The sequence below is a fragment of the Nonomuraea solani genome, from assembly GCF_900108335.1.
In the GTDB taxonomy this organism is placed as follows: Bacteria; Actinomycetota; Actinomycetes; order Streptosporangiales; family Streptosporangiaceae; genus Nonomuraea; species Nonomuraea solani.
In genome coordinates this window covers 1,069,059-1,089,435 of record NZ_FNVT01000001.1, presented here as the reverse complement: position 1 = coordinate 1,089,435, position 20,377 = coordinate 1,069,059, and the positions used below count along the sequence as shown (strand labels likewise).

The 20,377-nt window shown below is 71.3% G+C and carries 11 protein-coding genes; 2 read left to right on the top strand and 9 right to left on the bottom strand.

Annotated elements, in window-relative coordinates; all coding sequences use genetic code 11:
• Positions 1-6: 6 nt before the first annotated feature.
• The 5 genes from C4V41_RS04730 to C4V41_RS04710 all read right to left on the bottom strand — a co-directional run bounded on the left by C4V41_RS04730 (position 7) and on the right by C4V41_RS04710 (position 12,144).
• A complete protein-coding gene (locus tag C4V41_RS04730; RefSeq protein ID WP_103954442.1) occupies positions 7-10,014 on the bottom strand; it encodes a WXG100-like domain-containing protein in 10,008 nt (3,335 codons plus the stop codon).
• 10 nt (positions 10,015-10,024) lie between these two features.
• Positions 10,025-10,369 (bottom strand): hypothetical protein, encoded by a 345-nt coding sequence (locus C4V41_RS04725; RefSeq protein WP_103954441.1) that lies wholly within the window; start codon positions 10,367-10,369, stop codon positions 10,025-10,027.
• Positions 10,366-10,770 carry a YbaB/EbfC family nucleoid-associated protein gene (locus C4V41_RS04720; protein ID WP_103954440.1) on the bottom strand — a complete coding sequence of 135 codons (405 nt, stop codon included), beginning with the start codon at positions 10,768-10,770 and terminating at the stop codon, positions 10,366-10,368. The genes C4V41_RS04725 and C4V41_RS04720 overlap by 4 nt, the downstream gene beginning before the upstream one ends.
• An 88-nt stretch (positions 10,771-10,858) precedes the next feature.
• Positions 10,859-11,260, bottom strand: coding sequence for a hypothetical protein (locus tag C4V41_RS04715; RefSeq protein ID WP_103954439.1), 402 nt, complete (start codon positions 11,258-11,260; stop codon positions 10,859-10,861).
• Positions 11,257-12,144: an SseB family protein gene (locus C4V41_RS04710; RefSeq protein ID WP_103954438.1), complete on the bottom strand. Its 888-nt coding sequence runs from the start codon at positions 12,142-12,144 to the stop codon at positions 11,257-11,259. Before C4V41_RS04710 ends, C4V41_RS04715 begins: the two co-directional genes overlap by 4 nt.
• Before the next feature lie 94 nt (positions 12,145-12,238).
• On the opposite strand from C4V41_RS04710, the gene C4V41_RS04705 reads away from it, so the two are divergent.
• Positions 12,239-13,096, top strand: coding sequence for an aldo/keto reductase (locus tag C4V41_RS04705; RefSeq protein ID WP_103954749.1), 858 nt, complete (start codon positions 12,239-12,241; stop codon positions 13,094-13,096).
• A 52-nt stretch (positions 13,097-13,148) separates the two neighbouring features.
• On the opposite strand, the gene C4V41_RS04700 is transcribed toward C4V41_RS04705, so the two are convergent.
• From C4V41_RS04700 to C4V41_RS04685, 4 genes are read right to left on the bottom strand one after another with little or no spacing between them, the layout of a single operon-like run.
• The gene (locus C4V41_RS04700; protein WP_103954437.1) at positions 13,149-14,045 is read right to left on the bottom strand and encodes a carbohydrate ABC transporter permease; all 897 of its coding nucleotides are present in this window, start codon (positions 14,043-14,045) and stop codon (positions 13,149-13,151) included.
• Positions 14,042-14,941, bottom strand: coding sequence for a carbohydrate ABC transporter permease (locus tag C4V41_RS04695; protein ID WP_200823742.1), 900 nt, complete (start codon positions 14,939-14,941; stop codon positions 14,042-14,044). Before C4V41_RS04695 ends, C4V41_RS04700 begins: the two co-directional genes overlap by 4 nt.
• Before the next feature lies 1 nt (position 14,942).
• The gene (locus C4V41_RS04690) at positions 14,943-16,313 is read right to left on the bottom strand and encodes an extracellular solute-binding protein (protein ID WP_103954436.1); all 1,371 of its coding nucleotides are present in this window, start codon (positions 16,311-16,313) and stop codon (positions 14,943-14,945) included.
• 12 nt (positions 16,314-16,325) lie between these two features.
• Entirely contained in the window at positions 16,326-18,197 is a 1,872-nt protein-coding gene (locus tag C4V41_RS04685) for a glycoside hydrolase family 127 protein (RefSeq protein ID WP_103954435.1), read from the bottom strand.
• Between the two features lie 218 nt (positions 18,198-18,415).
• Between C4V41_RS04685 and C4V41_RS04680 the strand changes: the two genes are divergently transcribed.
• The gene (locus C4V41_RS04680) at positions 18,416-20,323 is read left to right on the top strand and encodes an Ig domain-containing protein (RefSeq protein ID WP_200823741.1); all 1,908 of its coding nucleotides are present in this window, start codon (positions 18,416-18,418) and stop codon (positions 20,321-20,323) included.
• Positions 20,324-20,377: the final 54 nt, after the last annotated feature.

The following is a 20,377-nucleotide window of genomic DNA, read 5'->3' as shown; positions in this document are numbered from 1 at the left end:
TTCCTATCATGCCGGTACGGTGCCCGCCCCGACCCGGCGGCCGCACAGGCACGGCCCGCCCTCCGGGCACCGGCACTCGTCGTCGCGCGGCAGGCCGGTTCCGTTGCTGAGCTTGCGCATGCGCTCCCAGTAGGCGTGCCGGTCGCCGGGGCGGCAGCCGTCGAGCAGCGTGTCCAGCTCGGCGGCCAGCGCCGGGGGGATGAGGCGCTGGGGCAGGGCGGCGGCCAGGTCGTACAGGACGCCTCTGCGCCCGGGGAGCTGCGCGGACGTGGCCGTCCTGACCTGGCGGACGGCCTCGTGCAGCTCGGCCACGGCCTGAAGGTCGACGACCGGCAGGCCGCGCGCCCGGGCCACCGCTCCCGCGGCCAGGGCGGCCGCGGCGCGCTCGTTCGCGCCGATCGTGGTGCGGCCGTCCACCTGGAACGTCAGCAGCTCGGGGGCGGCGGGCCCGCTCTGGGGCGGGCGGATCTCGACGGGGACGGGCGGGTGCCCCGGGATCTCGATGTCCAGCAGCCCCGGGCCGTGAGTACGGACGCGCGCCCCCAGGAGCGCCGCCGCCCGCTCCAGGGCCTTGGCGGCGGCCATCTCGGGCAGCGCCGCCGGTCCGCGCAGCGCCGCGACGTGCTCGGGCTGAAGCTCCCCGGCCCGCGCGAGCGCCACCGTCCTGGCCGCCGCGCCCGGCTGCCCGGGGGCCAGCCCGGCCTTCGCGGCCTCGGCCCGCAGCTCGGTGGCCAGTTCGTCGGCCGTGGCCTCCGGCTTCACCCCGCCCAGGGCCGCGGCCAGGGAACGGTGCTTCGGCGTGGCGGGCGCGTCGGCCATGGCGCTGACCAGCTCACGAATTTTGGCGGCCACCGGCGAACCCGGCGCGCGATTCCCTGGAGCGCCCGTCGGTGCCGGTCCCCAGGGGGACGGGGGTGGGGTGTGGCCGCGGCGTTGGACGTCGGCGGCGATCGCGTCGATGGCCTCGGCCAGCCGGGCCCGCTGCCGGGGGTCGGTGCTGCCGCGCCACTTCCGCGCCAGGTGGGCGTGCTCGTTCAGGCGCGGCGTCAGGCAGTGGTCGGTGCCCTCGGTCTGCTGCTCCGACAGCGACGCCCTGACCACCCCGTGCCGCGCGCCCGCCATCCTGTCCTGGGCGACGTGCGAGAGTTCGTGCACCAGCACCGACGACACGACCGCCGGATCGATGCGCGGGCCGATCCGCAGCACGTGCGGGTCCTGCGCGGTGCCCGCCCGCAGTTCGGTACGTCCGGTGAGCCCCTCACCCGGATCCTCCGCCAGCACCCGGACGTGCTGGTCGGCCAGGCCGGGCACCTGCAGGACCATCCGGTCGGGCCCGGCGGTGCGCAGGTGGGCGACGGCGCCGCCGAAGTCGGCCGCCGTGACGTCCTGGGCGAGGATCTCGGCGACGGTCAGATCCGGTTCGCCCTCGGGCCGGGCGCCGGCGTCGAACGGCGTATTCGCGATCTCCGGCGAGGTCGCGGAGGGAGCCGACGGGCCCGATGAGCCCGGCGTGGCCGACGGGGCCGACGTCGCCGTCGAGGAGGGCACCGGTGCGTGCGCCGCGTGTGCGGCGGGGTTGCCGGTGGCGGGCCAGGCGGGGGCGGCGGGGGCGGCCGGTTGCACGTTTCCGGCCGCCAGCGCCGCCGTGACCTGCTCGTCGAAGGTGCCGGGCACCTGCGAGTTCAGGAAGACGTCCCGCAGGTCGAGCCGGCTCTCCTCGGCCGCGTCCAGCACCGGCGGGGAGAGCGTCGAGTACGCCGCCGCGAACCCGCCGTCGGGCGTCACGCTGTGCACCGTCCCGTCGGGCGACACCTCGTAGCGGCGCAGCCCGTCGGGCTCGTACACCGGCACGACCGCCACGGCCCCGCGCTCGCGGGCCGCGACCTGCGCCGCCCGCAGGGTCGTGACCAGCGGCTGCCGTGCCTCGTCCATCACGAACTGGAACGTCTTCAGCCCCGGCACGGTGGACCCGAGGCTGACCCCGGCCGTCATCCGATCCAGCAGTTCCTCGATCTGGTGCGCGAAGAGCGTCACGTCCACGACGCCGCCGCTGGCGCCCGGCAGGTGGGTCGGCTCGCCGACGGGATGGACGTTGCCGTCGCGTCGGCGTGCGACATGCTGGAAGGTGAGGTCGTAGTCCACCCGGAGCCGGATGGTGTACGCCTTGCCGTGCTCGAACTTGCTGCGCTCGCGCCGCGCCCCGTGGTGCTCGGTCACGCCGGTCGACGACTGCTCGCCGGCCCGTACGCCGCCGTTGATGCCCAGCGCGTCGTTCGAGGCGTTCGCGTTCCCGGCGACGGGAACGGCGTGGCCTCGGGAGACGGACACGTTCTGGGCGTCGGCCTTCCGGTCCACCTCGCCGATCTCGGCGTCGAACGGCCCACCGACGACGGTGAGGTCGGACAGGCGGGCCCTGACCGTGACGTCGGCGCCCTGGTCCTTGAACTTCGGCCGGGACATCCGGACGACGACGTCGCCGTCCACGCCGGCCATCCGCTCGAAGCCGGTGATCAGCGCGGACGGCTTCAGCCGGGTGAACAGCTCGGCCTGGCGCTCCTTGACGGTGCTCGCGCCCAGCATCTTCGACAACTGCGCGGAGACGACCTCGTACAGCGAGGGCCTGCCCAGGTCCTGGCTCAGGGTCTCGACGAAGTGGCCGGGGTGGAGCTCGACCCGCCGGGTGTCGGTCACGGTGGTGACGGGTCCTGGGTCCTCGCTCTCGGGCCTGGTCATCCCGGTCGGGATCCGGCGGACGAGGGAGGCGTCGTACCTCTTGGAGTGGACGGCGGGGCGGCGCCCGCGGCGGATGCGCGCGGCGGCCTTCCGGATCGCGGCCGCGCCCGGCAGCGTCCGTGTGCGGGCCGGTCTGCGCTCGATCTCGATGACGAGCGTCATGTCCTGCTGGATCCGGTCGAGCCCGTTGAACAGGCCGATCCGCTGCAGCCTCGTGCCCTGCTGGTTGGTGGTGCCGGAGTAGGAGCGGCCCCGGTCGGTGGACACCCCGGTGCCCCGGCCGCTGCCGTCGTCCGCGGCCGAGTAGTCGAGCCCGGCCGAGTACGAGCCGTTGTACGCCTCGGTGTGCGACAGGTCGGTGTAGCGGTAACGCTGGACGATGATCCCCGAGTCGGACGTGTGACCGAGCAGCGTCGCCTTGCGGGGGTCGGTCCCGTCGGCGGGCTCCATCCGTACCCGGACGGTGACCACCTCGGACTGGTCGGCCTGCGGGCCGGTCTGCACGGTGTAGTCCTTCTCGAAACCGCTGGGCGACCACATGTCGGGAATGTGGATCTGCCCGCGGTCACCGGCGAAGTCGACGCTCATCTCCTTGCGCAGGTTCGGCGTGTCGTCCACCGCCCCGGGCACCGTGTCGTTCACGGCGTCCAGCACCGCGTCCAGCAGGTTGACCTCGTTGCCCTGGTCGCTCATCGTGAAGGACTCCACGACGCTCAGGCCCATGCCGTTCTCGTACTGCGGCGCGACGACGACGTCCCTGGCGCGCTTGATCAGCTCCTTCGCCTCGCTGAGCACCTGGTTGAGCCGCCTGGTGGCCTTTCCCTTCCGGGGCTGGCTCGCGGTCGCGTCGAGCCCGGCGACCTGCTTGAGCGCCCTGATCAGGCTGTCGGGGGTGTGCTTCTCGGAGATCTTCGGGGCCTCGCCCGCCGCCCGCGCCTGGGTGAGGGCCTTGACGTACGCCTGCACCAGGGGCACGGCGAGCATCTTGTCGAGGGTCAGGCTGCCGTTGCGGAAGCGCTCCACCGCGTCGCCCACCAGGGCCAGCGGCAGATCGAGCTCGCCGTCGGCGTACAGGCGCAGCGCGTCGTACTCCGGGATCGTGAACAGCGCGCTGCCCTGGGTGTCCGCCGTCTCGCCCGGGACGAGCGGGATCCGGCCCCGGCCGGTCGGCACCGCGTTGGCCGCGCTCTCGGAGCCCGTGAGCGTGAGGTTGACGTCGGCGCGCAGCAGGTACTGGCGGCCGAACTCGATCGTCAGCTCCTCGGTGCCCCAGATGTCCAGAATGGAGGTCGAGGTGGCGGTGCCTCCCGAGCGCGAGGGCAGCCCGATCTTCCCGCCGTCGTTCGAGGCGCCGGCGTCGTCCAGGTCGGAGACCCCGACCGAGGCGCCGGCGGAGACGCCGGTCGAGCCGCCCCACGACACTCCGGCGCTGCCCAGGCCGAAGACGATGCGCCCGTTCACGTGGTCGACGACGCCGAGGACCTCCGCGTTGTCCATCTCGCCTGACACCGACAACGACGAGCGCGTGGCCATCGCCCCCTGCGGGCGGACGGCGACGTCGGTGGTCAGCGGGTTCGTCAGCATCTCGGGGTGGGAGATGAGGTTGCGCATGTTGAGGAACGCCGCGATGTGGTGGAAGGCCGGCGAATCCTCGTTCATGGCGCCGGGCAGCACCCGCCGCGCGGCGTCCACCGCCCCGCGCACGTCCATGTGCAGCAGCGTCGCCCGGCTCAGCAGGCTCTTCTTCGGCTTTCCCACCGGGGTGGGGGGCGTCGCGTCGCTCGGCGGCAGGAGGTCGGTGGCGAACAGCAGCTTGGCCTTGCCCGGTTCCGACGCCAGCTCGGTGACCTCGCCGTTGTGGTGCAGGGTGACGGTGAGCTGGTGTTTGACGTTGAAGATGGCGACCGGGCCCGTGCTCTCCGCCAGCGTCACCATGTTGACGGTGCTGCCGACGCTGGAGCCCGCCGTCCGGGTCTGGTTTCCGCCGGCGTTGACGCCCACCTCGTGCGACAGGCCGTCCTGGCCCTGGTCCGGCCCGTCGCTCTCGCTTCCCGAGGGCCCGCCGCTGTACGTCCTGGACCGGGAGATGCCGCGGCCCGAGGTGTCCGTGCCGATGTCCAGGTTGACCGCCGACTCGTCGTCGGTCACCCCGACGTAGTCGTCGCGGTCGCTGAAGTCCTGGGTGAGCTGGACGTGCACCGTGTAGTGGTCCGGGGCGGCGTTGAGGCCGTGCAGCACCAGGTCGATGAAGATGCCGTCCTGGGCGAGCTGGTCGTACGCGGTCCTGAGCCGGTGCTCGGAGAGCTGGGTGACGATCTCCTGGAGGTTGAGGATCTGGCTGGCCCGCGCGAGGTCGTTGGAGGAGTACTGCGGCTGCCCGTTGACCACCTTCGGGATCACACCGAGCTTGGCCAGCTCGTCCATCGTGTCCTGGGTGGCCTTGTCCAGCCCGCTGATCTCCTGGACGAGGGCCGGGCCCGAGCCGCGCATCTGGCCGGGGCCGTCGCCGAGCCAGTCCGGCAGCTCCGTCTTGCGCCCCTTGATCGGCACCGGCCGGGGGTCGCCGCGCAGCACCACGTTGCCGTCGCGGTCGGTGAGGATCTTGCCGTTGTGGTGGACCAGCGCCGCGGCGTCCACGGGCAGGCCGAAGCGGTAGGCCGCCGACTCCTGCATGCGCACCAGCGCGGTGCTCGTCATCGGCTTCAGCTTGACCGGCGGCTCGCCGATCTCCTCCACGGCGAACGTGTGCCGCAGCTCCAGCCGGTAGCCCTGCGTGTGCCGGGTCTTCCTGTGCACGCTCGGGTGGATCGCCTGGCCGTTGGCCGTGGACGAGTACGACTGCGACGCCGCCCGCGCGCCCCTGAGCCTGGGCCCGAGGTTCGGGGCGTAGTCGCCCATGTCGCCGAGGACGTCCACGTCCTCCAGGCCCGGATGGTTGAACCCGGCCGAGGCGTTGCCCTCCAGCGACCCGCCGTACGACACCCCGCCGGGCGAGGCGGCGAAGTCGACGAGGACCTCTTCCTCCCACTCGTCGTTGGTCGGCCCGCCCACCATCTCACTGCTTACCAGCACGACCTCGGTCTCGACCCGCACCCGCGCTCGCAACTCGCCGTCCACGGTGAGGTCGCGGGTGAAGCCGCCGTTGACCGCCTGCCGCAGCCGGGTCGGCAGCTCGTCGGTGACGAACTTGCGCAGGTCGTTGTGCGCGTTCGTGCCGACCCGCGCGAAGTCGCCGCCCAGCCGGCCCGTGAGGGTGGCGAGGGCCTCCTCCAGGCCGGTCATGCCGGTGAGGGTGTGGTTCGGCATCTTCAGGTCGCGCTTGGCGGGGTCGATCCAGGCCTTCTTGCGCGGGGCCTCGTCGGTGTACGAGTGCGACACCCACATCCGCTGCGCGCCCGTGTCCCCCGGCAGGCCGGCGCTGACCGTGGTGGCGTCGCGCCACGCCTGGTCGCGGCCGGTGCGGATCTCGACGGTCCACGTCGCCGCGGCGTCGAACAGCAGTGACTCGCTCCGGTTGTCGGAGACCGAGCCGCCCTGGGCGTACGTACCCGCCCCGCCCGACGCCGACCAGTTGCGCCCGGCGCTCACCCCCACGCCGACGCCCAGCAGCTCGGCCACCATCCGCGGCCACTCGCCGTCGGGCATGAACTGGGCCAGCACCTTCGTGTTGAACCCCATCGACACGCCGGCGCTGCCCGCCTCCGCGGCGGTCACCGTCCTGCCCGCCTGGAAGAAGTTGCCCACCATCATCTCGGACGCCTTGACGGCCGGGTCGATCACCTCGACCAGGTCGCTGAGGTCGAGCTTGATCCGTACCTCGGCGGCCGACTTCCCCTCACCGGCGCGCAGCACGACGCCGTCCGCCGTGACGGCCTTGTGGAAGTCGGCGCGCAGCGCGCGTTCCAGTTCGTCCGGCGTGAACTGCTTGGCGACCCCGTTCCGCTCCAGCAGCGCGTTGACCCGGCCGGTGAGCGCGCCGAGATGGGCCAGCCTGCCGGTGGGCATCGCCGCGGACAGGGCGATCTCCTGCGGCAGCGCCTTGGCCAGCGTGTCCAGGTACGTCTGGTGCTGCCGCGCGGCGTCGGCCGCCAGGCGCGCGGCGATGCCGGCCATGCCCACCTCACCCGGCCGCACGGGCCCGGCGGACTGGTTCATCGCCTGGAGCGCCCGCTCGTACGCCTCCCTGGCGTTGGTCGCCTCGGTCAGCGCGGCGGCGTACGACTGGGCGATCCTCTTGTGCCTGGCCTGCGTGGACCGGTGGGTGGTGGCCTCCCGCCGCGACTTGCGGGCGCGCTCGGCCTTGCCGCTGTCGCGCTGCTTCCCGGCCTTTCTCGCCTCGTTCTTGGCCTTCTTGGCGGCCTGGCCGGCCTCCTCCGCGCTCTTGGTCTTCGTGTCGATCTGCCGCTGGAGCGCCGCCTCCGCCTTCTTGAGCTGCTCGATGACGCCGGCGACGTCCGCGGCGAGCGGATGTTCGCCCAGGACGGGCGGGGCATGGGTGTCCCGTGTGCCCTGGGACGGGGCCCAGGGTGGAAGCGGCGGGGTGTCGCCGTGGGCGGCCAGCTCACGGAGCACGCCGTCGATGTCGACGGCCAGGTGCCGCTTCTCCGGGAGCGACCGTGCCTGGTGCCACTCCTCGATCAGGAACGCCAGCTCGTTGCGCCTGGCCGGTACGCAGTCGTCGCGCGTCGGCCGGTTGCCCGGCAGCACCCGGCGCAGGACGCCCTGCCGGCTGCCCTCCTCGGTGGCCGCCAGCCGCTGCAGGGTGTCGGTGATCTCGTGCAGCCAGGTTCTGGGGAGCTGGTCGTTGGCCGCGCGGGGGGCGAGGTGGACTATATGCGGGTCGTCGGCCGTGCCCGCCCTGAGCTCGGTCATGCCCATCAGGCTCGGGTCGAGGCCGCCGACCACCGGGCGGAAGTGCTGGGTGCCCTGGCTCTGGGTGCTGACCACCAGGGTGTCGCCGGTCGGGGACCAGGCGATGTCCTGTACGCCCTCGCCGGTGAAGTGGCGCGGCCGTAACCTGGCGGTGCCGTCCTTGGCCTCGTCGAGGGTCAGGTCGGGGCCCTGGCGGGCGTCGGGCACGTACCGGGTGTCGCGCACCGGCCTGGAGGTGACCGTGCCGGGCTTGCTGGTCGCGGCGGGGACTCTCTCCGGCCTGCCGGTGTCCGGGGCGGGGCTTGGGGACGTGGTGGGTGCCGGGGTTCTCGGGGCGTCGTCCGGGGCCGGGGCCGACAGTCTGTCGTCGGCCTGGGCGACCAGCAGCATGGAGGCGGCCTCGACCTGGAGGTCCGCCTGGTTCTGGAGGTCGCCGGCGCGGGCGTTCAGCGCCGTGCGGATGCGGCCCATGGTGGCGGCGGGGACGATGCGGTCGCCGTCGGGGCCCGGGAGGATCAGGTCGCCGGTGGGGCCGATCACCGCGTTGGGGAAGTTGGTGCTGAGGGCGTCCAGCAGCGCCGTCTTGGCCCTGAGCGCCGGTGTGACCGCGGCCGTCGACGTGGCGGCGGGGTTCTGGTCGGGCTGGCCCTGCTGGTCACCCAACTGCGCCGCCGCCATGCCACCGGCCTGCGAGGGGTTGCCCCCCTGGTCGGGGGCACCGTCCCCTTGGGCAGGGGCGCTGTCGCCGGAGGCTTCCGGCGTGCCGCCGGGCTGAGCGGCCGTGCCATCCGCCTGAGCAGCCGTGCCATCCGGCTGAGCCGCTGCGCCGTCCGGCTGGGCCGCAGCGCCGCCCGCTGAAGCGGTGGCGCCGCCCGCCGGAGCGTGAGCGCCGGCCGCCGGGGCGGTCGCGCCGCCCACGGGAACCGTGGCGCCACCCGCCGGGGTGCCGGCGGTGTCCGGCTGGGGTGCGTCGTCGGCCGTGGGGTCTTCGTCCGGGGCCGGGGCCGAGGCGTCGTCCGGGGTGGTGGAGGTGCGGCGCTGCGTGGAGCCGTCCAGGTCCGGCGCCGAGCCCGGCCTGCCGTTCTGACCCGGCCCCTGGCCCGGCGCAGGGCCTGAGCCCTGGCCGGTCGTGGTGCGGGTGGCCGGGACGGTGGCCGGGTCCGGGGTGCGGGTGGCGCCGGGGGCCGAGGGCTGGCCGTCGTCCGGATGGGGGGCGCCGTTCGGGGAGGTGCCGCCGCCCGCCGTACCGCCGGAAGGGCCGTTGCCCGCATTGGCCGCGTCCGTACGGGCCGCCGCGTCGTACGCCGAGGCGAGCGTCGTCACCGGGTTGGCCAGGGCCGTGTACACGTCGGGGCTGAACGGGCTGATGCTCCCGGTACGCCCCACACCTCCCATGAACCCGCCCAGCATCGACTCCGTCGTGAACGGGCTCTGCCACTGCCCGTACACGGCCCCGTTGGCGATGAAGCTGCCGACGGGCGAGGCGAGTGTGTTGGTCAGGCCGGTGCTCAGCGCCCGGCCGGTGAAGCCGGGCACGTGCCGGGTGACGCGCGACACCGGACCGGCCAGCCGCGTGCCGATGACCGCGCCGCCGCCCGCGCCGATGATCGAGGCCGCGGACTTCTGCCAGTCCCATTCCTTGCGCGTGCCCATCTGGATCTGCTGGTACTGGGTCGCCGCGTCGATGAAGAACTCCTCGCCGATCTCCTCGACGAGTTCCCTGCCGAGCGGCGAGGCCAGCAGCCGGGTCAGGACGCCGCGCCCGGTGGCCCCGCTGAGCGAGGCGACTCTGGCCAGCCGGGTCACGCCGAGTTCGCGCCCGGCCACCGTCATGAGCCGGACGAGGATGCGGCTGATCGCCGCCCGGGCCCCGGCGGCGTAGGGGCCGATGAGCGCGGTGGACGTACCGGCGCTGAAGAAGGAGGCGATGATCGCGATGGCGATCGCGACGACCGTGATCCAGAACGCCACGTTGATCGACAGCTTCGTGTACTGCGTCTCGACCGCGAAGTTGCTGGCCTGCTGCGCGTACGCCCGCGCGTTGCCGGTCACCCCGGCCAGCCCGCCCTCCTTCCCGTAGAGGACCTTCGCCCGGGTGACGAAGTTCGCCGTGGCGGGCGCGGCCCAGCCGGTCACGATGGTGCGCGCCGCCGCGCCCGCGGGCTCCGTGGGCTTGGCGGCCCCGTCCGCGAGGGCGGCGTAGGCGTGGGCGAGCTGCGACAGCCCGCTCTCACTGGCCCCCGTCCAGCTCTGGCCCGCGGCCAGCATGGGGATCACGAAGCGCTCCACCCAGTCCGGGAGCACCTCGGTCTCCCAGACGGGCTGCGTGTCCGTGTCGATGCGGACGAGTTCAGGCCCGTTCGACTGGCCGCCCTGGCCCTGGACCTCGATGCCCCCGGTATGCGTCATGTGCGGCGCCTCAGACTTCGCGCACCATGCCGGTCCTGATGCCGTGCTCGATGTCGAGGTCGGTCTGGACCGTGTTGTCGATGACCTTGCGCAGCCTGGTGCCCGCGTCCGCGATCTCGCGCGTGAGCCGGCCGCACTGGCTCAGCATCTCGCTGGGCCCGTCGTCGCGGAAGTGCGCCGAGAAGAAGGCCCGGCCCTCCGCGCCGCCGCCCCACGGGGCGCTGGCCAGGCACTCTTCGACCTGGGCCGTCAGCTTCGGCAGCCCGCGCTCAAGATCCTCGGCCATCAGGGACCACGCGGAGATTCCCCGGTCCACGATCGGCTTGGCGATGTACGAGCCATCCCACAGGTTCACCTGTTGCCCTCCATCTGGTCGGCCAGCATGGCAAGAACGGTTTCGAGGTCACCGTCGAGATGCGCCCTGAACTGCTCGGGCGGGATCACCGGCTCGAAGATCTCGGTGATCCGCTCCTGCGCCCTGGCCGCCGCCCGCCGCGTGGTCTCCGCGATCGTGTCGGCCAGGTGGCGCGCGTCAGGCCGCCGGTAGATGCGCGGATCGAGGTCGAGCCGGACGAGGTCGCCGCGCGCGCCGACGGTCACCGTGACCAGGCCGTCGCGCGAGGTCTCGGTCACCTGGACCGCCTTGGCCCGGGCGTGCAACTCGGACCCTTCGTCCTGCAGCCGGTTGAAGGTGTCGCGCAGCTCGTCGGCGTACGCCCGCATGGCGGCTACGTCCGGCCGGTCCTCTGAACCCATGACCCTCCCGTAGCTCGTGCCATACGTGTCTTACGGCTCTCCTGCCTGACGAGTAAGTTTCCGTCACATTAACACCATGAAACAAGGGCTAGTCGTAAATGTGTTGATTCTGGACATCGATGGCCACAACCTCCTCTTGGAGCCCGCTCACCTCCGATCGCGGCACCCAGAGGCGGTACACTCCCCGTTCGACCCGCTCCAGCCCCAGCTCACGCGCGGCGATCGCGGACCCGCCCGGATACTCGATCAGCAGCCGCCCCTCCTCCTCGGCGCACACCAGGAACGGCTCCCCCCGCCAGCGGCACACGGTGGTGACAAGGTGCAGGGACTCGCACTCGGGCGCGGGGACGGTGCGCACGTGGCAGCCGGGCTCGACCTCCTCGAAGCCGTCCAGCGGCTCGGCGCTGCGCAGGCGTACCCACAGCTCCATGGCGTGCGGCTCGGGGCTGGCCGGATAGTCGGCGCCCCGCCAGCGGGCTCGGTAGGTCATGACCTCGTGCCGATCAGCAGCCAGCGGCGCAGGTCGCCGTGGTAGACGGCGTGCCGGCGCTCGGTCCCCTCGAAGGTCAGCTCCCAGATCTCGGCGCCGTGGGGCAGGCCCACGCCGTACACCTTGTACTCGCGGATCACGTTGTCGACGCTGGGCACCAGGCCCATGCCCACGAACGGCGGCTCCTCGACCACCCAGCCCGCCATCGCCGCCCGGCCCTCCTCGTCGGTCCCGCCGTACGGGGTGCGGTACAGGTCGAGGCCGACCGGGCGCCAGCGCAGGATGTTCAGCGCGCCGCTCTCGGTCAGCATCTCCGGCTGCCGCAGCGCCTCGGCGAGCACCGCGGGCGTGGCGATGTGCGAGACGTCGAGCGCGTTGTGGCAGTAGCCGGACACCTTCGGCTCGCCGCCGGTCAGCAGGGCGTGGATGTCGCGGGGGGCGAGCAGCTTCTGGACCACGGGCACGCCGGAGCCGGGTTCGAGCAGCAGGTCCTGGAGCATCGTGGGCACCGCCAGCCTGGCCACCGTGCCCGGCTCCAGCGCGAACGCCACCTCCAGCCCCGGGTTGATCGCCAGCCCCCAGCGCGGGTCCGGCCAGCCGGCCGCCAGCTCGATCAGCGACACGATCCGGCAGTGCGTGGCGACCCCGCCGGTGGCCAGCCGCATCGCCTCGACCGAGGTGTAGGCCGGCACCCAGGTCCGCTCGGCGTCGGCGGCCGTCGCCCAGGCGGGCGCCTCGTCGCCGGCCGCCGCGGCGGCGGTGATCGGCAGGGCCAGGTCGGCTCCGCGCAGCAGGCTCAGGCACACCGCTCGCCGCCCGTCCCGGTACGCCGCCCACAACCGCTCCTCGAACGGGCCGACCGGCGAATGATCATCGACCGTCATCCGCCCATTCTGACGCCTGGAGCTCCGGAAGCCACGTAACCGGCATTGACCTGGAGTGCGCTCCAGCAGACAGGGTGGACTCATGCAGAACGCCATGAGAACGCGTGCCATCGGAAACCGCCAGGTCGGAGTCATCGGGCTCGGCGCCATGCCCATGTCGGTGGCCGGTCACATGCCCGACCAGGACCAGTCGATCCGTACGCTGCTCGCGGCCCTGGACGCCGGCGTGACCCTGATCGACACCGCCGACGCCTACACCCCCTCGCACGATGACGTGGGCCACAACGAACGCCTGGTCGCCCACGCCCTGTCCCTGTGGGCGGGCGACGCGGACACCGTGCTCGTCGCGACCAAGGGCGGGCACACCCGCACGCCCGGCGGTGGCTGGGACGCCAACGGCCGGCCTTCGTACCTGAAGGAGGCCTGTGACCGGTCGCTGAAGGCCCTCGGGGTGGAGAGCATCGGCCTCTACCAGCACCACCGTCCCGACCCGAAGGTCCCGTACGAGGAGACCATCGGGGCGCTGAAGGACCTGCACGACGCCGGCAAGATCCAGCTCGCCGGCATCTCGAACGCCAACCCGGAGCAGATCAGGCTCGCTCACGGCATCCTGGGCGACCGCCTGGCGAGCGTCCAGAACGAGTACTCGCCGCGCTTCCGCTCCAGCGAGCCCGAGATCGACGTCTGCGCCGAGCTCGGCCTGGCCTTCCTGCCCTGGTCGCCGCTGGGCGGCATCGGCCGCACCGGCGAGCTGCACCAGCGCAACGCCGCCTTCACCGCCATCGCCGAGGATCGCGGCGTCTCCCCGCAGCAGGTCTGCCTCGCCTGGGAGCTGGCCCGCAGCGAGGTCGTCATCCCCATCCCCGGCGCCAGCCGCCCGGAGACGATCCTCGACTCCGTCGCCGCCGCCACGCTGGAGCTCACCAAGGAGGAGCTCGCCCGCCTCGGCTGACCGGGACGTGCCTCCCGCCCGTGGGCCGGGAGGCACGTCAGCCCGTCTCCTGTCAGTTCTTGATGCCGGTGAGCGTGACGCCCTCGATGAAGTAGCGCTGCAGGAAGAAGAACAGCGCGATGATCGGGGCGATGACGGCGGCCGAGGCGGCCATCAGGTAGCCCCACTGGGTCAGGAAGACGCTCTGGAACGAGGCCAGGCCGAGGGAGAGCGTGTACTTCTCCTCGTCGTTGAGGTAGAGCAGCGGCCCGAGGAAGTCGTTCCAGGTCCCGATGAAGGTGAAGATGGTCACCACGACGATCGCGGGCTTCGACAGCGGCATGACGATCGTCCAGAAGACCCGCCACGGCGAGGCGCCGTCGATGTAGGCGGCCTCGTCCAGCTCGAACGGGATCGTCAGGAAGAACTGCCGCAGCAGGAAGACGTTGAACACCCCGCCGCCGGCCCCGGCGAACCAGCTCGGGACGGTGAGCGGGATGAAGGAGTCGAGCGCGCCGAGCTCCTGCCACATGACGAAGGTCGGGATGAGCGTCACCGCGTACGGCAGCATGACCGCGCTCAACAGCAGCGCGAACACCACGTTGCGCCCCCGCCAGCGCAGGCGGGAGAAGCTGAACGCGGCGATCGAGCAGGTCAGCACCGTGCCCAGCACGCTGATCACCGCGATGATCACGGTGTTGACGAAGTACAGCCAGAACGGCTGGGCGGTGAGCGCCTCGCTGAAGTTGTTCCACTGGAACGGCGAGGGGATCCATTCCGGCGGCGCGACGAACATCTGCGCGTCCTGCATCAGGGCGCTGCGCACCAGCCACACGAACGGCAGCAGCGTCGGCACCGCGCCGGCGACGAGGGCGAGGTAGATGAGCGCCTTGCCGTATTTGCGCGGCCGGCGAAGCCCGGCGGTGGGCGCGACCCGGCCAGGGCGCGGGGGCGCCTCGACGGCCGTCATCGGGCGCCCGCCATCTCATAGTAGACCCAGCGGCGGGCGTTCCTGAACAGCAGGAACGTGATCACCACGATGATCATGAACAGCACCCAGGCGAGCGCGCTGGCGTAACCCATCTCGCTCTCCTTGAAGGCGATCCTGAACAGGTAGTAGACGTAGAAGAGCGTGGCGTTGTTGGGGCCGCCCTCGGTCATCACGTACGCCTGGTTGAAGACCTGGAAGGTGCCGACGACGCCCACCACCAGGTTGTAGAAGATGGTCGGCGTCATCATCGGCAGCGTCACGTGCCAGAAGCGCCGCCACGGGCCGCCGCCGTCGATCGCGACGGCCTCGTACAGGTGTCTCGGCACCCCCTGGAGCCCGGCCAGGAAGATCACCATGGTGTTGCCGAACCCCCAGGTGCTCATGACGATCAGCGACGGGATGGCCGTCGCCTCGTCATAGATCCACTGCCCGGACGGCAGCCCGGTCTGGCGCAGCAGCGAGTTGAGCAGCCCGAAGTCGGGATTGAAGATCCAGATCCAGAGCACCACGTTGGCGATCGCGGGCACGAGCGTGGGCAGGTAGAAGATGGTCCGCCACAGTGACAGGCCGCGGACCTTCTGGTTGAGCAGCATGGCGACCGCGAACGACACGATCAGGACCAGCGGGACCGCCCCGAGCGTGTAGTACGTGGTCGCGCTCAGCGACTTCCAGAACAGCTCGTCGCCGGCCATCGCGCCGTAGTTGTCCAGCCCCACGTAGGCGGGCGTGCCCCCGACCTGCCAGTCCGTCAGGCTGAACACGAACGAGGCCACCATCGGCCCCGCCGTGAAGATCACGAATCCGAGGATCGCGGGCAGCGCCATGAGCAGCCCCCAGCGCCGTTCCATGCGCCGCTGGCCGGAGAGGCCCGCCACCTCACAGCTCCTGAACGTGCTGCCACCCCTGCAGCATGCCGGTGATCTTGGGGGTGGCGGCCTTGAGGACCTCGGCGGCGGTCCGCTTGCCGGACTCGATCTCCTGCAGGGCCGGGGTCATCACGTCGCTGGCGATCGCGGACAGGTTCTTCACCCGGTTGCGCAGGTCGGGTACGCCGTGCTCGCGCGCGTAGTCGACGACCGCCGTCCGGAACTCCGGCGGGTGCCCGTCGTTCTTGGTCCAGGAGTCGATGGCGGCCTGGTCCTCGTAGTACTTCTTCTCCTGGGGCATCCAGAGCCCCTGCTTGTAGAGGTCGACGTACTGCGGGTCGATGTGGAAGGCGAACAGCTCGACCGCCTCCTCCACGTGCTTGGTCCCGCTGAACACCGACGACGCGCCCGCGACCTGCGAGGTGGTGAAGGGCTCGCCGTACTTCGGCAGCACGCCGATGCCGTAGTCGACCTTGCTCTCGTTCATGTCGAGCAGCGACCAGTGGCCGTCCACGACCATCGCCACCCGCTTGGTCTTGAGCAGGATGTTGGTGCCGGGCACGTCGTCGCCCGTCGCGGCGAGCTGGCCGGGGCCGGGCGCGACGCGGTGCTTGTAGACCAGGTCCTGCAGGTTCTGGAACACCTTGATGGCCTCGGGGCTGTCCAGCAGGCACTTCTTGCCCGTCTCGTCGGCGAAGTCGCCGCCGTTGCTGCGCAGGAAGCCGTACCAGGCGGCGGCGTAGGTGAAGCTGATCGAGACGCCGAACTGCCGGACCTGCTTGGGGTCGAAGCCCGACTCGTCCGGGTGTTTACCGTTCTGGTCGACGGTGAGCTTGTACGCGTTCTCGACGAGCTGGTCCCACGACCACGCCGAGGCGGCCACGGCCGGCGGCGCGGCGATCCCGGCCTCGGCGATGGCGGACTTGCTGTACCAGAGCAGCTCGATCTCGTTGGCGGTGGCCACTCCGTGCAGCTTGTCCTGGCCGTACCAGAGGTAGGCGTCGGGCAGGTAACCGGCGAGCTGCGGATATTTCTGCAGGTACGGGAACAGGTTGACCAGGTTGCCCTGCTCGGCCAGGCGGTAGGACATCGACATGGGCACGTAGCCGAGATCGGGGGTCTTGCCGCCGGCCACCAGGCTGTTGAGCTTGATGTCGTACTCGTCGGGGGTGAAGACCGGTTTCACCTTGATCTTCGGCTTCTTCTGTTCGAACGCCTTGAGCATCTTCTCAATGGCGGCCTTCTCGAACGTCGAGCCCCAGTACATGAACTGCAGTTGCGTGGCCCCCGGCGCGGCGGCTCCGCCCCCCGATCCACAGGCCGCCGCGGCGGCGCCCAGGGCGGCCAGGCCGCCCGCTTTGAACAGGTCTCTACGGTTCATCTGCGCGTTTCCTTACATGAGGGGTGTCCAGACCCGCATGAGGCCGCCGTCGCGGTTGTCCCACTGGTAGTAGGGGACGGCCGTGGCGGTGACCGGCGTGTGGTCCTGGAGGTCGGCGGAGGCCGTGGCGTAGGGCAGGCCCCCAAAAACCGGCACAGCGGAAGCGGACGGCAGGCGTACGGCGTCCGCCTCGATCAGCACCGTCCGGCCGGCGCCGGGCAGGTCGTGCTCCACGGTGCGCAACCACGTGTCCGGGGTGAGCGCCAGGTCGTCGAGGTCGCCGTCCTGGTCGATCTGCTCGAAGCAGTAGACGAGCGGGCCCCGCTCGATCGCCGCGCACCCCCGGAGCGCGTCGATCTTGCGGTGCGGGAGCACGAGCCGCGGGGTCAGGTCGAGGTCGAAGGTGTAGGTGTCGCCCGGCTCCCAGGCCCGCCTGATCGAGGCGTAGCCGTTCGCGTCGGGTGTGAGGTCGCCGGAGGCGCTCCAGGCGGGCACCCGCAGCTTGAGCGTCCATTCGCCGCCCGGGGTGTCGCGCACGGTGACGCGCACCCGGCCGTCCCACGGGTAGTCGGTCTCGACGTCGAGGGTGATGGCGCCGGCCCGGATGGTGCCCGGCACGTACTGGTGGACGGAGAGCCCCTCGTCGTCGGTGGTGGCGACGTAGTGGCCGAGGGAGGAGACCAGGCGCATGATGTTGGGCGGGCAGCAGGCGCACGCGAACCACTCCCGCCGCCGCCCGAGGTAGGCGTCCTCGAACAGGTCGGCGCGGCGCTGCAGCGGGTTGACGTAGAAGAAGCGGGTGCCGTCGGCCGAGGTGGAGGCGGCGAAGGCGTTGTAGAGGGTGCGCTCGATCAGGTCGGCGTAGCGGCCGTGGCCGGTGGCCAGCAGCAGCCGCCAGTTCCAGTGGATGCTCGCGATGGCGGCGCAGCTCTCGTTGTAGGCGCGGTCGGGCGGCAGCTCGTACCGCTCGCCGAACGCCTCGCCGTCGTGGCGGGAGCCGTGGCCTCCGGTGATGGCGGTCTTGTACGCCACCAGGTCCTCCCAGCGGCGGACCGAGCACTCCAGCAGCGACTCGTCGCCGGTCTCCAGGTAGACGTCAACGATGCCCGCCTCCAGGTAGAGCTGGCGCACGGCGTGCCCGACCGCGGTGTCGGCCTCGCGGACCGGCAGGTGGTCCTGGGCGTACAGCGGGCCCATGCCGCGCTCGGCGATCAGTCCCTTGCCCCGGTTGTCGATCAGCTTGCCGGCCAGCTCCAGGTACGACCGCTCCCTGGTGAGCCGGTACAGCTCGACCAGGGCCGTCTCCACCTCCGGGTGCCCGTCGATCCCGTCGTCGCCCTCGACGAGGAAGCGCCGGACCAGGTGGTCGGCGAAGCGGCGGGCGACGGCCAGGAGCTCCTCGCCGCAGCCGGCCCGCGTCGCGGCGACCGCGGCCTGGAACAGGTGGCCGGCGCAGTACATCTCGTGGCTGTAGTCCAGCTCCTGGTAGATCAGGTCCGGCTTGGTCACCTGGTAGTGCGAGTTCAGGTAGCCGTCGGGGCGCTGCGCGCGGGCCAGCAGCGCGGCGGACTCGGCGACGAAGGCCGGGTAGGCGTCGTCCGGCAGCCGGCAGTGCTCCCAGGCCACCGCTTCGAGCTGCTTGTACAGGTCGGAGTCCTGGAAGCGGAAGCCCCTGAAGGCGCCGCTCCCCTCCCCCGCGGCCAGCCGCAGGTTGGGCACGGCCCCGGACCGCTCCATCTGCTCGATGCCGAGCGGGATGCTGTGCTCCCTGTTGACGCGCTGCCAGCGCCCGAACGGGCCGCCGTGGATCTCCACATCGTCAATGCTCAGCGGGCGCTGCGCCCCGGTCGAAGGTACGAACGGACCACGGACGAAGCCGGACATCGTGCTCCTCGAAAGCAAGAACAGGTTTCTCGCCGCAATGTAAGATGTCACACAGCACTAGTCAATAGATCGGCCCGTGCGGCAAGCAGGCTTCCGAAAACCTTTTCTGAAAACAAGCCTTGCTCTGAACTGTACAGAAGTGCAGGGGCCCTTGACAGAGTCCTGACCGGTGGGCTTTGCTGCCGAAAACCTTTTAGCTCTTTCGTAGAGGAGCCCTCATGAAGGTTGTCGCGGCCGTCGCCGCCCTACTCATCTCCTTCCTCTTACCGGGTCCCGCGCACGCGGCGCCCACCGCACAGGTCATCGACATGTTCGGCAGGAACGTCAACTCCTACGGCGTCAAGCTCGTGGACTGGCAGGGGTATCTGGCCAACCCCCACATCGAGCTCACCGTCCGGCCCCCGTCCGACGTGTCGTTCCCGGTGTCCATCGACCTGAAGGCCGAGGGCACGTCGCGGCTGATGATGGACCTGCCCAGCCAGCTCACCGCCACCGGCGCGACCAAGACCCTGACCTTCGCGAACGCGTCGGAGCAGAAGATCTTCCGGCTGGCCATCCACTCCAAGCGCGGCCCCGGCGAGGACGAGCAGTACACGCTGCGCCTGAACATCAGGGCCGCGGGCGGGGCGACGTACCAGCAGTCGATGCCGATCTTCGTGCAGCAGGACGAGAAGACCGCGCTGCAGCCCACGCTGCCGCTCACCTTCGACTACCGCTACGACAACATCACCGGCTACTTCAACCAGCCGGCCTTCAGGACCGCGTCCGAGGAGGCGGTCAAGGACTGGTTCCGCTTCTTCGACATGGCGCCCTTCGACTCCGTGGCGGCCGGCGCCGAGCCCAACCACCTGCCGGGCAACGACTGGCAGAACACGATCAACGTCACCAACAACAGCGCCTACACCGGCATGTACGTCTACTTCAGGGGCATCCAGACCCCGTACTCGACCGGCTATCCCGCCAACAACGGCCGCTACAGCACCAGGAACGGCCAGCAACTGGCCGGCCCGCTGCACCGGTCGACCGCGATGATCTTCGAGTACGACGAGGCCGGCAAGCAGCTCTTCACCTCGCTGGCCGACGAGGACTGGTACAAGACGGAGATCCAGGGCTCGGTCCTCGACGTGCACGGCCTGGTCATGCACGAGTACGGCCACGCCGTCGCCTTCCACAGCGACTGGGCCGGCATGCGCTCGTACGTGGCGGGCGGCGGCACCGACCCCGACGTCGTCGAGTACCAGGGCCGCGCGGTCCCGCTGGACGGCAGCTACCACATCCCCGGCGACCAGCCGAACTGGGACCGGCTCAGCGGCCAGAGCGGCGGCTGGACCCACCTGTTCCCGACCCGCAGGTGGATGCTCACCAAACTGGCCCTGCTGGTGGCCGAGAACGCCGGCTGGAAGCTCAACCGCAACCTCACGCCGTTCCTCAAGCCGTCGATCACCACCGCCTCGCTGCCGCAGGCCACCCCCGGCGCCGCCTACCAGCAGACGCTCGCCGCGAAGGGCGGCGTGCCGTTCTACGACTGGCAGGTCACCGGCGGCTCGCTGCCCGCGGGGCTGAGCCTCGACCGCTTCACCGGCGCCGTCACCGGCACGCCCACGTCGGCCGGCACCTCGACGTTCACGGTCCAGCTCAGGGACTATGACCGGCTCAGCACGCCGGTGACCAAGTCGTTCACGATCACCGTCGGAGGCGGCGGTGGCGCGACGAACCTGGCCAGGACGGCCACGCCGACCGCGTCGTACACCTCCCCGTGGGAGAGCGTCGCGGCGCTGAACGACGGGATCGACCCGCCCTCCTCCAACGACACGGTCAACCGCCGCTGGGGCACCTGGCCGCAGACCGGCTCGCAGTGGGCCGAGCTGACCTGGCCGTCGGCCCAGACGCTGAGTTCGGCCGAGGTGTACTTCTTCGACGACAACAACGGGGTGCGCCTGCCCGCGTCCTGGAAGCTGCAGTCCTGGAACGGCACCGCCTACGCCGACATCCCCGGCACCTATCCGCGCAGCCTCAACGCCTACAACCGGGTGACGTTCAGCCCGGTGACCACGAGCAGGCTCCGCGCCGTGCTGCAGAGCGGCACCGCGTCGGTCGGCCTCCTGGAGGTGAAGGCGTACGCATGATCCCAGGCGCCGGACCACGGTCCGGCGCCTGATTTACAACGATGTAACGAATTG